Below are 13,747 nucleotides of genomic sequence, written 5' to 3' on the forward strand. Positions count from 1 at the left end.
CGTGCTTTCCGGCACCGGGGGCTTTGAGTACGCGTGGACTTTGTGTTACAAAGTGCGAAGCAACTTTGCGGCACAAAGTCCACGAAAGGAGGACGCCATGACTGGGGGACCGGCGTTCGCGCTCCACCGCCTCACCAAGCGGTTCGGGCAGGTCACCGCGGTCGGCGGGGTGTCGGTCGAGGTCGCGCGCGGCGAGGTCGTCGCGTTGCTCGGGCCGAACGGCGCGGGCAAGTCGACCACCGTCGACATGCTGCTCGGCCTGACCAAGCCGGACGCGGGGGAGGTCACCGTCGCGGGCGGCAGCCCGCAGGAAGCCGTCGACCGGGGGCTCGTCGGCGCGATGATGCAGAACGGCGCGCTGCTGCCGGACGTCACCGTCGGCGAGATCGTCGGCCTGGTCGTCTCGACGCACGAGAAGCCGCTGCCCGCCGCGGAGGTGATCGCCCGCGCGGGTCTCGAAAAGCTCGTGAACCGCCGCTGCGGCAAGCTTTCCGGCGGCGAACGGCAGCGCGTCCGGTTCGCGCTCGCGCTGGCCGGTGACCCGCAGCTGCTCGTGCTCGACGAGCCCACCGCGGCGATGGACGTCGACGGCAGGCGCGCGTTCTGGGCGGCCATCCGCGAGTTCGCCGCGGGCGGCCGGACCGTGCTGTTCGCGACGCACTACCTCGCCGAGGCCGAGGACTACGCCGACCGCGTCGTGCTGATGCGCCACGGCGTCGTCGTCGCCGACGGCCCGGTCGCCGAAGTCCGGGCCGCGGTGTCCGGCCGGGTACTGAAGGCCGTCGTCCCGGACGCCACCGAGGGCGACCTGGCGCTCCTGCCGGGTGTCACGAGCGTCCAGCTGCGCGCCGGCCGCGCCGAGCTGGCCTGCGCCGACTCCGACGCCGCCGTCCGCGCCCTGCTCGCGGCGCACCCGGCCGCGTCCGACATCGAAATCACCGCGCTGGGCCTCGAAGAGGCCTTCCTGGCGCTGACCGCCGAGGAGGCCGCCGCGTGAACACGACGTACCTGAGCCTGGAGATCAAGCGGATCCTCCGCAGCCCGCAGTTCACCATCTTCACCATCGGCATGCCGGTCGCGATGTACCTGCTCTTCGGCGCCATCTTCGGCGACTACGTGCTCGACAACGGCCTGCATTCGAGCACCCAGACGATGATCGGCATGGCCGCGTACGGCGCCAGCGGCGGTGCGCTGTTCACCGGCACCCGGGTGGCGCAGGAACGCACGGACGGCTGGCAGCGGCAGCTGCGGCTGACGCCGATGCGCGGCCCGGGCTACCTGGCCGTCAAGGTCGCGTCGGCGATGGCCGTCGCGCTGCCGGTGCTGGTGGCCATCTTCCTCGTCGGCTACCTGCGCGGGGAGCCCCTCACGATGGCCGAGTGGGGCTGGCAGCTGGTCTTCCTGTGGGCGGCCACGCTCCCGTTCGCCGTCCTCGGCCTGGCGATCGGCCTGTTCGGCAAGGGGGACACGGTCGGCGCGGTCACCGGCGCCCTGATGATGCCGCTCGGCATGCTCGGCGGCCTGTGGATCCCCCTGGAGATCCTGCCCGGCTGGATGTCGGCGGTGGCGCACTTCACGCCCACCTACTGGCTGCGCCGAGTCGGCCTCGACCCGCTGACGCACACCTCCGGGACGTGGGTCGCGGTCCTGGTGCTGGCGGGCTGGCTGGTCGTGCCCGCGCTGGTCGTGGTGCGCCGGTTCCGGCTGGACACGGCCCGGCTCTGATTGCGTGTTAGCTTCCGTGCAGCGTTGAGGGGTCTGCACGGGAGGAGGGCGAACCAGGTGGAAGACGAGCCGATGTCGGCCGAGGAGTCGCTGAACCTGATCGCCCAGCAGGACCGGCGGACCCGCCGGGAACTGGGCGGGGGCCCGGCGCGGATGCTCGCGGCCTGGGCCCTCGCCTGGATCGTCGGCTGGGGCTTCACCTACGTCACGACGCGGCCCGGTGTGGGGGTGCCCGGCTGGGTCGCCGGCGGCATCGTCGTCCCGGTGCTGTTCCTCGGCGCCGTCGCCTACTCGGCCTACACCAGCATCCGCACCGGCCGCGGGATCCGCGGGCCGTCCCGCACGGTGGGCGCGATGTACGGCTACGGCTGGGCGCTCGGCTCGATCGGGCTGATGGTCGTCGACATCCGGATCACCGGGTTCCAGGCCCTGTCGACGGACCAGGTTTCGCTGCTGTGGACCGGCACGTGGCTGCTGCTCACCGGCGTGATGTACCTCGCGGGTGGCATGGTGTGGCAGGACAAGCTCATGTACGGCCTCGGCGCGTGGATGATCGTGTCGGCCGCACTGAGCGTGCTGGTCGGCTACCCGGCGAACTTCCTCGTGCTCACCGTCTGCGGGGGCGGCGGCTTCCTGCTCGGCGCGATCGTCTACTTCGTCCGCGAGAAGACCGGCCGATGAGCGAACTGCCGCAGCTCGACCCCGTCATCCACGCCCAGGCGCGGCTGCGGGTCACGGTCGCGCTCGCCGGGCTGCGCGCCGGCGACCAGATCACCTTCCCGCGGCTGCAGCAGCTCCTGGACATGACCGCCGGCAACCTTTCGACCCACCTGCGCAAGCTCGAGGACGCCGAGTACGTCGAGATCACCAAGGCCTACGAGCACCGGACACCGGTCACCCTGGTGCGGCTGACCACGGCCGGGCGGGCCGCGTTCGAGAGCTACACCAAGGCGCTGCACCAGCTGCTGGACGCCACCGGCGGCGACTGACGTGGGCCGCTGGGTGATCCACCTCGACCTGGACGCCTTCTACGCGTCGGCCGAGCAGCTCACCCGCCCGACGCTGGCCGGGCGCCCGGTGCTCGTCGGCGGGCTCGGGCCGCGCGGGGTCGTCGCCGGCGCGAGCTACGAGTCGCGCGTGTTCGGCATCCGCTCGGCGATGCCGATGTCGCAGGCGCGGCGGCTGCTGCCGGCGAACGGCGTGATCGTGCCGCCGCGGTTCCGCGTCTACGAACGGCTCAGCCAGGACGTCTTCGCCGTCGTCACGGAAGTCGCGCCGGTGCTGGAGAAGATCTCCCTCGACGAAGCTTTCGCCGAGCCGCCTTCGCTGGCCGGGGCTTCGTTGGACGAGGTCACGGCGTTCTGTGCTTCTCTGCGGGCGCGCATTCGCTCCGAGACCGGGCTGGTGGCGTCGATCGGGGCGGGCAACGGCAAGCAGATCGCGAAGATCGCCTCCGACGAGGCCAAGCCGGACGGGCTGCTGGTGGTGCCGCAGGGCACCGAACGGGAGTTCCTCGCGCCGCTGCCGGTGCGCGCGCTGTGGGGCATCGGCCCGGTCGCCGAGGGCAAGCTGCGGTTCATCGGCGTCCAGACGCTCGGCCAGCTGGCGGCACTGTCCGAACCGGACGCGGTGGCCACCCTCGGCGGCGTGGTCGGCCGCGACCTGCGGCGGCTGGCGACCGGCGTGGACGACCGCCCGGTGGCGGGCCGCGCCGAAACCAAGCAGGTCAGCGCGGAAACGACGTTCGACACCGACATCAAGGACCTGCCCACGTTGACGGCGGAGGTTCGCCGGATCGCGGTGGGCGCGCACCAGCGCCTGCTCAAGGCCGGCCGGGTGGCGCGGACGGTGGTGATCAAGCTGCGCCACACGGACATGCACACGGTGACCCGCTCGGAGACGATCTCGGCGCCCACGGACGACCTGGCCGAGCTGTCGGCGACGGCCGAGAGGCTGCTGATCGACCCGGCGGAGTTCGGCGGCATCCGCCTGGCGGGGGTGGCCTACAGCGGTCTTTCGGTGCCGCACCAGGACGCGCTGTTCTCCCTGGCCGCCCCTCCGGCGCCGCCGACGTCGACGGTGGTCTCGGCACCGGCACCCGCGGCGCCTTCGGAGTGGCGTCAGGGCGACGACGTGGTCCACGAGGAGTTCGGCACGGGCTGGGTCCAGGGCGCGGGCCACGGCCGGGTGACGGTCCGCTTCGAACACCGTTCCTCCGGCCCCGGCGTGGCCCGCACCTTCTCCCAGTCGGACCCCGCCCTGACCCGCGGCGACCCCGGAGACTGCCTGAAGTAGCCGCTACGCCGCCGAGCAACCCTGCAGCTTGGCCACCTGCTGGCCCGCCAGCAGGAACGCACCCACGCCGTAGGCCGCGGTGTCGGTGGCGTGAGCTGTCGCCGGGCGGTCGCCGACCGGCTGGACGTAGCCCACCAGGCCGCTCGGCTGCAACGCCTTCGTCGACAACGCCGTCCACGCCTTGTCCACCACCGGGCGGTAGCGGGCCGCGTCGAGGATGCCCGCCGTGATGCCCCAGCCGATGCCGAACGTGAAGAACGCCGTGCCGCTCGTCTCCGGGCCGCCGTGGTCCCACGGGTTCAGCAGGTCCGAGTTCCAGAAGCCGTCACGCCGCTGGACCAGCGCCAGCGTCGCCGCCATCTTCTGGTACACCCGCAGGTATTCCGGCCGGCGCGGGTCGTCGGCCGGCAGCACCTGCAGGACCTTCGTCAACGCCGCCAGGGCCCAGCCGTTGCCGCGGGACCAGAACACGCCCGAGCCCTTGAACCGCGCGTCGCGGTACCAGAGGCCGGTGAACTCGTTGAACAGCTTGTGTTCCGAGTAAGAGAACAACGACTGCATAGCGTCCAAATAGGACGGATCGTGGTCGATCAGGCTCATCCGGGCGAACGACGGCATCGCCATGTTCAGCGCGTCGACGTAGTTCCAGTAGTCGCGGTGACCCGCCTGCACCGACGCCACCTCCGCCTGGATCCGCGTGCGGATCGAATCCAGGGGGATTTCCGGGTGGAAGTAGGTGTACAGGTCCAGGTACGCCTCGCCGGCGGCCTGGTTGTCCGGGAAGAACGGCCGCTTCGGGTCCTCCGGCAGCAGGTACTTGTTGGCCTGCGCCCACGGATACGTCTTGTGGTTGGACTGGCCGGTGGTCCGGACCAGTGCCAGGTTGCCGACGTGGAACGTCGCGTTCTGCCAGTCCGGCGCGTCGAGGTTGGTCCCGTTGGCCACCCAGTAGTTGCCCGCGGACACCATTTCGTCGGAAACCGTGCAGGTCGCGGCGGTGGCCACCGGGGCCGTCAGGAGACTGCCCGCCACCGCCGTGGCCGCGAGCACGCCGAAACCGCGAATTCCCGGGAAACGCATGGAAGCGTCCTCCTCAGCAAGTCATGGCGGCGGTCATCCGCAGCGAGTCAAGCGCGTCCCGGTTAGCGTGTCAAGGTACCGATCACCGGTACGCCGCAACGGTTTCCAGCAATCGGCGGGACGCGGATTCGGCGCCGTCGGCGTTCTTCGCGAGCACCAGCGTCAGCACCCGGGAATGCGCCACGAGCTCCATCGGCTCGCTGTGCGCCTTCAGCGCGGCGACCACCGGTACCTGCAGTTGGGCGATCAGCGTGTTGCCCGATGCCCGGACCAGGGCCGCGTGGAACCGCGAATCGGCGTCCCGGAACGCCTCGCCGTCGGCGTGTTCGACCGCGTCGGCCATCTGCGCGTAGGCCGCCGCCATCGCCGAGAGCTCGTCGGGACGCCGGTGCCGCGCCGCCATCCGCGCCGCCTGGGGTTCGATGGCCAGCCGCAGCTCCAGCAGCTCCCGCAGGTGTTCGCGGCCGCCGGGGCCACCGACGCGCCAGGCGATGACGTCCGGGTCGATCGCGTCCCACGCCTCGGGTGGCAGCGTCCAGGTCCCGACCCGCGGGCGCGCGGTGACCATGCCCTTGGACTCGAGCACGCGCAACGCCTCGCGGACCACCGTGCGGGACGCGGAGAACCGGCGGCCGAGCTCCTCGGGGACGAGTGGCTGCCCGTCCCCGAGGACGCCTTCGACGATGAGCCGGCCCAGTTCGTCGACGATGCGCGCGTGGAGGTTCACTCCGGCAGGCCGACGCGCCGCTCCCCGCTGCGCAGCTGCTGCAGCACGACCGCGATCACCAGCAGGGCGCCGTGGGCGACGTTCTGCCAGAACGGGTTGATGCCCAGCCCGGACATGCCGTTGTCGAGCACGCCCAGGATGATCACTGCGAGCACGGTCGAAATGATCGACCCGCGGCCGCCCTTGAGCATCGTCCCGCCCAGCGCGGCGCCGGTGACGGCCTGCAGTTCCAGGCCTTCGGAGCCGGAGACCGGCTGGCCGGAGCCGGTGCGCGCGGTGATCAGGATGCCCGCGACCGCCGCCACCACGCCGGCGAGGGCGTAGACGCCGATGATGTACCGGTTGATGTTGATGCCGGCCAGCCGGGCGGCGGTGTCGTTGCCGCCGATGGCGTAGACGTTGCGGCCGATGTCGGTGTACTTGAGCAGGAAGTGGAGCAGCGCTGCGACGATCAGGAACACCCACACCAGCGACGGCAGCCCGAGCACGGACCCCTTGGCCAGGAAGATGAACAGGTCGTCACCGCCGGTGTAGCCCTGCGACTTGCCGTCCGAAATGACCTGCGCGATGCCCTTGTAGGTGGCGAGCATGGCCAGCGTCGCGACCACCGGGTTGACCCGGCCGAAGATGATGATCATGCCGTTGACCAGGCCGCAGAGGATGCCGACCCCGACCGCGGCGAGGATGCCGACCTCGGCGTTGCCGGTCGAGGTGAACACCATCGCGGAGATGACCGAAGCGAGCCCGGCCATCGAGCCGACCGAGATGTCCAGTGCGCCCAGGATGATCACCAGGGTCTGGACCAGGGCCAGCAGCCCCATGATGGTGATCGCGCTGCCGATCAGCAGCAGGTTGTTGGTGCGGAAGAAGTTCTCGTTCAGCACGCTCAGCAGGATCACCAGCGCGATCAGCGTGATGATCAGGCTGGAGTTCTGCACGCCGATGCCGGTCAGCACCCGGCGGGCAGCGCTGGGCTGCGGCGGCGCGGAGGGGGCCGACGTTTCCTTGGTGGGGGTGCTCATGCGCCGATCTCCTGGGCTTCTTCCACGGCTGGTTCGGTTTCGGGGATGGCGAGGGTCAGCACGGCCTCTTCGGTCGCCTCTTCGCGGCCGATCTCGCCGGCCAGGCGCCCGGCTCGCATGACGAGGATGCGGTCGGCCAGCGTCAGCACCTCGGGCAGGTCGGAGGAGATGACCAGCAGCGCGATGCCTTCCGCGGCGAGGCCGTCGATGATCCGGTAGATCTCGGCCTTCGCGCCGACGTCGACCCCGCGGGTCGGCTCGTCGAGGATCAGCAGCTTCGGCCGCCGCGCGAGCCAGCGCGCGAGCACGGCCTTCTGCTGGTTGCCGCCGGAAAGCTTGCGCACTTCCTGCTCCATCGACGGTGTCCGCACGCGAAGGTCGCGTACGTACTCCTCGACGAGCGCGCGTTCCTTCGCCCGCTTCACGACCCGGAAGCGGCGAAGCCGGTCCAGGACGGCGATGGAGATGTTGTCGCGTACGGACCGCTGCATCAGCAACGCGTCCGTCTTGCGCTCTTCGGGCGCGAAGCCGATACCCGCCTTCACGGCGTCACCCGGGTTGTGCGCGCGCAGCCGTTTGCCGTCGAGTTCGACGGTCCCCGACCGGATCGGCAGGTCGCCGACGATCGCGCGGGCCAGTTCGGAACGCCCGGCACCGACCAGTCCGGCCAGGCAGACGACCTCGCCCGCGCGGACCTGCAGCGAGATGCCGGTGACGTCGTCGGTGGTGACGTCGTCGAGCTTCAGCACGACGTTGCCGGTGTCCTGCGTGGTCCGGCGCTCGAGCGCCGAGAGGTCACGCCCGATCATCATCCGCACCAGGCTCGGTTCGTCGGTCTCGGCGGCCTGCTGGACGCCGACGAGCTTGCCGTCGCGCAGCACGGCGACGCGGTCGGCGAGCTGGAAGATCTCCTTCATCCGGTGCGAGACGTAGACGACCGCGACGCCGCTGTCGCGCAGCCGCCCGATCAGCCGGAACAGCGCCTCGACCTCGTGCTCGGACAGCGACGACGTCGGCTCGTCGAAGGCGATCACGCGCGGTGGCGTGGCCGCGGTGAGCACGCGCAGGATCTCGACGAGCTGCCGCTGCGCGGGGGAGAGCGCCACGCCGAGCGTCGCCGGGTTGAGGACGCCTTCGAAGCCGTACTCGGCCAGGGCGTCGTGGGTGGCCTTGGTGAGCGTGCGGCGGTTGAACACGCGGGCCTTCGCCGGGAGCTCGCCGACGAAGACGTTCTCCGCCACCGAAACGTGCGGGATGATCTCGGGTTCCTGGTAGATCACGCGCACCCCGGCGGCCATCGCCGCGCGCGGGGTGTCGAAGGTGACCTCGGTGCCGTCCAGCAGCAGGCGGCCGTCGTCCGGGCCCTGGTCGCCGGACAGCACGCGCAGCAGCGTCGACTTGCCGGCGCCGTTCTCGCCCATCAGGGCCAGGACTTCGCCGGAGCGGAACTCCAGCGAGACGTCGTCGAGGGCGGTGACCCCGGAGAAGCGCTTGCCGATGCCCTCGACGGCGAGCGCGGGAGGAGAACTGGACATGGTCGCCTTCCGTACGGCAGTCGTGAGTGCGTAACAGTGTTAGAACACTGTTACGCACTCACGAGGGGGTCGGTCAGGTGCAGTTGACGCCGGCCTGCTTGTAGTTGTCCTTGTTGACGATCGTGGTCTTGGCGATCGTCTCCGCGGGCAGGTCCTTGCCGTTCTTCACCTTGTCGACCAGCACCTGGATCGCCGAGCGGCCGACCTCGGCGCCGGAGATGTAGAGCGCGGCCTTGTTGCCGGTGTCCTTGCCCGCGGCCCAGTCCTTGCAGGTGAGGTACGCGCCGAGCCCGACGCCGATGATGTTGTTCGCCTGCACGCCGGAGTTGGCCAGCGCGGTGACGACGCCGGTCTCGTTCTCGTCGTTGCAGCCCCAGACGACCCAGTGCTTGACGCCCGGGTTGGAGCCGATCACCGCGCCGGACTTGTTCTGCGCGTCGACCGGGGAGTTGTCGGTGCCGACGTTGATCACCGGGACGTCCGCGCCCGCGGACTTGGCGAACGCGGCCTTCGCGGCGTTGACGCGGTCGGTGCAGACGGTCAGGTCCTGCTTGAACGCGCTGATGATCTTCGTGTCGGCGGCGGTCCAGCCGGCGGCCTTGAACAGCTTCCCGGCTTCGGTGCCGACCGAGTCGCCCATCTGGCTGCCGTTGAAGCCGACGAACGGGGCCTTCGCGCCGGTGCCGTCCTTGATGACGTCGTCGGAGGCGATCAGCGGGATGCCCGCGCTCTTGGCCTTGTCGATCACCTGCGGGCCGATGGCCTGGTCCGGGACGACGATGGCGACGCCGTTGGCGCCCTGGGCGACCGCGGCGTCGAGTTCGGTGATCGCCTTGTTGGCGTCCTGGCCGAGGTTGACCACCTTGAGCTCGACGCCGAGCTCCTTCGCCTTCTCCTGGGCGCCCTGCGCCTGTTCGACGAAGTACTGCTGGTCGCCCTGTTTCTGCAGGTAGTAGAGGGTGATCTTGCCGTTCGACGGCGCCTGCTGCTGCGGTGCCGCGGTGTCCTTGCCGGAGGAGCAGGAGGCGAGCAGAGCGCCGGAAATCAAACAACAACCAACAGCGCTCCAGGCACGCAGCCTGTGCGAGTGTGGGGACATCGTTGCTCCCAAGGAGGCCGGGGGTTCACGTGGCACGCCGGGCGCCACGAAGTGACTCGTATTACAAAACACCCGTTCGAGGAGCGTCAAGGCGCAGTTAGCGGAGCGAGACCTACTCTGCGTAGTTGCATCGTGGCAAGCGGGGGCTTCATTTATCGTATTTTTTCGCGTCTGTCCTGCGCGTTGTCCGGTTTTGTCCTGTGCGAATGTTCTGATCGGTGTTGTCGACTGTGGTGGATGTTCGGTGCGGGAGCCGGACGGTGTCCCTGCCCGATTCGTCCGGCTGGCAGGATGGCCGGACCACGTTAGGGGGACCGATGAGGAAGCACCGCGTCGCCGCGCTCGCCGGTATCGCCGTCCTGGCGGCCGCCTGCAGCAGCCCGCCGCAGCAGGGGCCGGCCCCGACGCCGTTCCCGGAATCGGCGGCTCCGGCTTCGGGGGCCGCCGCGCCCGAGGGGTCGTTCAGCGTCGTCGCGACCGGCGACGTCCTGATCCACCCGGCACTGACCGAGCAGGCCGAGGCCGACGGCGGCGGGAAGATCGACTACCGGCCGCTGCTGGCCGGGATCAAGCCGCTGATCTCCGGCGCCGACCTCGGCATCTGCCACCTCGAGACGCCGCTGGCGCCCGAAGGCGGCCCGTACAGCGGGTACCCGTCGTTCAGCGCGCCGCCGGAGATCGCCGACGCCATCAAGGACACCGGCTACGACACCTGCTCGACGTCGTCCAACCACACGATCGACCAGGGCGACGAGGGCGTCACCCGCACCCTCGGCAAGCTCGACGACGTGGGCCTCAAGCACACCGGCTCGGCGCGGTCGGCCGCCGAGGCCGCGAAACCGCTGATCCTCGACGTCCGCGGGGTCAAGGTCGCGCAGGTGTCGTACGCGTTCGGGTTCAACGGCATCAAGGTGCCGGCCGGGAAGCCGTGGCTGGCCAACCAGATCGACGTCGAAGACGTGCTGGCGGCAGCTCGCAAGGCCCGCGAGGCCGGGGCGCAGGTCGTGATCGCGAGCCTGCACTGGGGGGTCGAGTACCAGCACGAGCCGACGGCCGAACAGCGGTCGCAGGCCAAGAAGCTGCTGGCGTCGGACGACATCGACCTGATCGTCGGCCACCACGCCCACGTGGTCCAGCCGTTCGAGAAGATCGGCGGCAAGTGGGTGGCCTACGGGCTCGGCAACAGCGTCGCCCGCCACTCGGAACCCAAGGGCGACACGGAGGAAGGCGCGGCGGCCCGCTTCCGCTTCGTCCGCGACGGCGACCGCTGGAAGGTCGACAAGGCCGAGTACATCCCGACCCTGATCAAGCTGGACACCCCCATCCGCCTGATCGACTTGTCGACATCCCCACCGTCGGCCCAGGTAACCAAGGCCCTCCAGGACACCGACAAGAACATCCTGAGCCTCAACGCGGACAAATCCGGCCTAACCCGCCCCGGCAAGTAACGGTCGACACGCGTGACTGGAGAGTCGACACGCGTGATTGAAGGGTCGACACGGCGGCAGGCAGCCGGGTGAGCCGTGTTGACCCTCCGATCACGTGAGTTGGCGTTGTAATCACGCGTGTCGGCGCCTCCGTCACAGCTCAGTGGGTGCGGGTGGTGATCAGGCGGGCCAGGGACGTGAGTTCGGCGGCGGCACGGGGGGTGGGGGTTGCTGCGGTGAGGTCGCGGAGGGCCTTGGCCAGGAGGGCGTCGGCCTGGGCTTGGCTCCACTGGCGGCCGCCCGCGGCTTCCACCAGGGTGGCCGCGCGGGCCAGGTCCGCCGGGCCGAGGGGGTCGCGGCGGGCGTAGAGGGCGGCGAGTTCCGCGCCCGCGTCCGTGCCCGAACACAGGGCCGTCACCACCGGCAGGGACTTCTTGCGGTTCTGCAGGTCCGAGTACACCGGCTTGCCGGTGACGGCCGGGTCGCCCCAGATGCCGAGCAGGTCGTCGATGTGCTGGAACGCCAGCCCGAGCGCCCGGCCGAACGCGCCGAAGCCGTCCCCGCCGCGCGGCCCGGACGCCGCTCCGAGCGCGCAGGCCGCGCCCAGCAGGGCCGCCGTCTTGCCCTCCGCCATCCGCACGCACTCGGCGGGGGTGACGTCGTCGCGCTGCTCGAAGTCGAGGTCCGCGGCCTGGCCCTCGTTCAGGGCCAGCACCGCGGCCGACAGCAGCCGCGCGTTCGCCGCGCCGCTCGGGGCCAGCACCTCGAACGCCAGGCTCAGCAGCGCGTCCCCGGCCAGCACCGCCGGCCCGATGCCGAACACCGTCCACGCCGTCGGGCGGTGCCGCCGGGTCGTGTCGCCGTCCATGACGTCGTCGTGCAGCAGCGAAAAGTTGTGCACCAGCTCGACCGCGACGGCGGTGGGGACGGCGTCGGCCGGGTCGCCGCCCGCCGCTTCCGCGCACAGCAGCACCAGGGCCGGCCGCAGCGCCTTTCCGCCGTCGGCCGATGCCGGCCGCCCGTCCGCGTCCCACCAGCCGAAGTGGTAGCCGGCGATCCGCCGCATCGCTTCCGGCAGCCGGTCGGCGGCGGCCCGCAGCGCCGGCTCGGCCAGGCCCTTGCTCCACGCGAGGACGTCGGCGAGGGGACGGGCCGCGGTGCGCGTGTTCATCGCCGTCATGAGAGGCCGATCTGGACGTCGTCCAGGACGCCGAGGGCGTCGGGCACCAGCACGGCGGCGGAGTGGTAGGCACTCACCAGGTACGTCGTGACGGCCCGTTCGTTCGTCCCGACGAACCGCACGTTCAGCCCCGGCTGGTATTCGTCCGGCAGGGACTCCGGACGCAGGCCGATGACGCCGGCGTCGGCTTCGCCGGTGCGCAGCGCGAGGATGGACGTGGTGCCGGCGGGGCTGATCGGGATCTTGTCGCACGGCAGCATCGGGACGCCGCGCCAGGCGGTGACGCGGCGGCCGTCGAGGGTCGTCGTGTCCGGGTAGACGCGGCGGGCGGTGCACTCGCGGCCGAACGCGGCGATGGCCTGCGGGTGCGCGAGGAAGAACCGGGTCTTGCGCCGCCGGGTGAGCAGGTCGTCCAGGTCGTGCGGGGTCGGCGGCCCGGTGCGGGTGGTGATGCGCTGCTTGAGGTCCGCGTTGTGCAGCAAGCCGAAGTCGGTGTTGTTGACCAGCTCGTGTTCCTGCCGCTCCCGCAGGGCCTCCACGGTCAGCCGCAGCTGCTGTTCGAGCTGGTTCATCGGCTGGTTGTAGAGGTCGGCGACGCGCGTGTGGACGTGCAGCAGCGTCTGCGCGACGGCGAGGTCGTACTCGCGCGGTGAAGGGTCGTAGTCGACGTAGGTGCCGGGCAGGATCGGCTCCCCGTCGTGCCCGGCGGTCAGGTCGATCGCCGCTTCACCCTTGGCGTTCTGGGGTTTCCGCGGCCGGGACAGGGCTTCCGCGACATGGGTGCGGAGGGACTCGGAGCGGCCGTTGAGCCGCGCGTAGGCCGTGGCGGGCAGCACCAGCGCGATGACGCGGGTGGCCGCCCGCGCGGTGAACGGCCACGTGCCGGCGTCGCTGCCGAGGAGTTCTTCGCCGAAGTGGTCGCCGTCGGCGGCGGTGCCGAGGTGGACGTCGTCGCCGTACTCGCCGGTCGTGTGCCGGGTGACCTTGCCGTGCGCGATGAGCACGACCATGTCCTGCGGCGTGCCGGCGGTGAACAGCGTCGCCCCGGCCTCGTATTCGCGTTGCTCGAACGCGTCCGCCAGCGCGGCGAGCGCCTGCTCGTCGCCGAAATCGCGCAGCAGCGCCAGTTCCGTGAGCTCGGCCGGCACGACCTGCACGCGGGCGCCGGTGTTGAAGAAGCTGAGCTTGCCGTCGCCGATCGTGTAGGTCAGCCGCCGGTTCACCCGGTAGCTGCCGGCGGGCACGTCCACCCAGGGCAGCTGGGACAGCAGCCAGCGGGTGGTGATGCCGCGCATCTGCGGCAGCGACTTGGTCGTCGTGGTCAGCGTCCGCGCCGCGGTGACGCTCAGGGACAGCTGCAGCGACGCCGTTTCTCGGGTGACAGTCACGGTTTCACGCGCCGATCGGGTTCGGGTGCTTCGGGAGGACGGGTGCCGCCGGTCTGCGGCACGACCCGGGCGGCGGTGGTGCCGAGCCCGGTCGGCCCGAACGCCGACGCGGGCAGCACGGGCGGCCGCCCGTCCACTTCGGGCACCCGGGGTGGCGTGGTCGGCTCGGGCATCTACTCCTCCCGGCCGATTTCGGCGGATTCGAGGATGGCGAGGGCGTCGGGGACGAGGACGGCGGCGGAGTAGTAGGCGGAGACGAGGTAGGAGAT

15 protein-coding genes are annotated in these 13,747 nt (G+C 70.8%); 6 read left to right on the forward strand and 9 right to left on the reverse strand.

Translation table 11 applies throughout. From position 1 onward, the window contains the following. The first annotated feature begins 97 nt into the window (after positions 1–97). Genes AB0J55_RS41420 through AB0J55_RS41440 form a run of 5 tightly spaced genes read left to right on the forward strand, consistent with a single transcriptional unit; the run spans position 98 to position 4,020 of the window. Positions 98–997: an ABC transporter ATP-binding protein gene (locus AB0J55_RS41420; protein ID WP_364262075.1), complete on the forward strand. Its 900-nt coding sequence runs from the start codon at positions 98–100 to the stop codon at positions 995–997. Continuing rightward, positions 994–1,725 (forward strand): ABC transporter permease, encoded by a 732-nt coding sequence (locus AB0J55_RS41425; protein ID WP_364262077.1) that lies wholly within the window; start codon positions 994–996, stop codon positions 1,723–1,725. The genes AB0J55_RS41420 and AB0J55_RS41425 overlap by 4 nt, the downstream gene beginning before the upstream one ends. A 57-nt stretch (positions 1,726–1,782) precedes the next feature. Beyond that, on the forward strand, positions 1,783–2,406 hold the full coding sequence (locus tag AB0J55_RS41430; protein WP_364262080.1) for a hypothetical protein: 624 nt from the start codon (positions 1,783–1,785) through the stop codon (positions 2,404–2,406). Next, complete coding sequence (locus AB0J55_RS41435) at positions 2,403–2,714, forward strand: transcriptional regulator (protein ID WP_091306018.1); 312 nt, start codon at positions 2,403–2,405, stop codon at positions 2,712–2,714. The genes AB0J55_RS41430 and AB0J55_RS41435 overlap by 4 nt, the downstream gene beginning before the upstream one ends. A gap of 1 nt (position 2,715) precedes the next feature. After that, positions 2,716–4,020 carry a DNA polymerase IV gene (locus tag AB0J55_RS41440; protein WP_364262083.1) on the forward strand — a complete coding sequence of 435 codons (1,305 nt, stop codon included), beginning with the start codon at positions 2,716–2,718 and terminating at the stop codon, positions 4,018–4,020. A 3-nt stretch (positions 4,021–4,023) separates the two neighbouring features. On the opposite strand, the gene AB0J55_RS41445 is transcribed toward AB0J55_RS41440, so the two are convergent. The 5 genes from AB0J55_RS41445 to AB0J55_RS41465 form a co-directional block, all read right to left on the reverse strand. Further along, the gene (locus AB0J55_RS41445; protein WP_364262086.1) at positions 4,024–5,100 is read right to left on the reverse strand and encodes a glycoside hydrolase family 88 protein; all 1,077 of its coding nucleotides are present in this window, start codon (positions 5,098–5,100) and stop codon (positions 4,024–4,026) included. 82 nt (positions 5,101–5,182) lie between these two features. Then, positions 5,183–5,827: an FCD domain-containing protein gene (locus AB0J55_RS41450; protein WP_364262089.1), complete on the reverse strand. Its 645-nt coding sequence runs from the start codon at positions 5,825–5,827 to the stop codon at positions 5,183–5,185. After that, positions 5,824–6,849 carry an ABC transporter permease gene (locus AB0J55_RS41455; RefSeq protein WP_364262092.1) on the reverse strand — a complete coding sequence of 342 codons (1,026 nt, stop codon included), beginning with the start codon at positions 6,847–6,849 and terminating at the stop codon, positions 5,824–5,826. The genes AB0J55_RS41450 and AB0J55_RS41455 overlap by 4 nt, the downstream gene beginning before the upstream one ends. After that, positions 6,846–8,384, reverse strand: a complete 1,539-nt coding sequence (locus AB0J55_RS41460) for a sugar ABC transporter ATP-binding protein (protein ID WP_364262094.1) — start codon at positions 8,382–8,384, stop codon at positions 6,846–6,848. Before AB0J55_RS41460 ends, AB0J55_RS41455 begins: the two co-directional genes overlap by 4 nt. A gap of 73 nt (positions 8,385–8,457) precedes the next feature. Further along, positions 8,458–9,432: a substrate-binding domain-containing protein gene (locus AB0J55_RS41465; RefSeq protein WP_364262097.1), complete on the reverse strand. Its 975-nt coding sequence runs from the start codon at positions 9,430–9,432 to the stop codon at positions 8,458–8,460. Positions 9,433–9,800: 368 nt separating this feature from the next. Here AB0J55_RS41465 and AB0J55_RS41470 point away from each other — a divergent pair, with 368 nt between their 5' ends. Continuing rightward, positions 9,801–10,931, forward strand: a complete 1,131-nt coding sequence (locus AB0J55_RS41470) for a CapA family protein (protein WP_364262100.1) — start codon at positions 9,801–9,803, stop codon at positions 10,929–10,931. A 139-nt stretch (positions 10,932–11,070) separates the two neighbouring features. Here the strand turns inward: AB0J55_RS41470 and AB0J55_RS41475 are convergent, their stop codons facing one another. The 4 genes from AB0J55_RS41475 to AB0J55_RS41490 form a co-directional block, all read right to left on the reverse strand. Further along, positions 11,071–12,090, reverse strand: coding sequence for a family 2 encapsulin nanocompartment cargo protein polyprenyl transferase (locus AB0J55_RS41475; RefSeq protein WP_364262103.1), 1,020 nt, complete (start codon positions 12,088–12,090; stop codon positions 11,071–11,073). Continuing rightward, positions 12,087–13,478: a family 2B encapsulin nanocompartment shell protein gene (locus AB0J55_RS41480; protein WP_364262106.1), complete on the reverse strand. Its 1,392-nt coding sequence runs from the start codon at positions 13,476–13,478 to the stop codon at positions 12,087–12,089. Before AB0J55_RS41480 ends, AB0J55_RS41475 begins: the two co-directional genes overlap by 4 nt. Then, the gene (locus AB0J55_RS41485; protein WP_364262109.1) at positions 13,475–13,651 is read right to left on the reverse strand and encodes a hypothetical protein; all 177 of its coding nucleotides are present in this window, start codon (positions 13,649–13,651) and stop codon (positions 13,475–13,477) included. Before AB0J55_RS41485 ends, AB0J55_RS41480 begins: the two co-directional genes overlap by 4 nt. Next, the coding region (locus AB0J55_RS41490) for a hypothetical protein (RefSeq protein ID WP_364262133.1) at positions 13,652–13,747 on the reverse strand (96 nt) is incomplete at its 5' end. It abuts the gene before it with no gap.

This window comes from Amycolatopsis sp. NPDC049688 (genome assembly GCF_040674975.1).
Lineage (GTDB): Bacteria > Actinomycetota > Actinomycetes > Mycobacteriales > Pseudonocardiaceae > Amycolatopsis.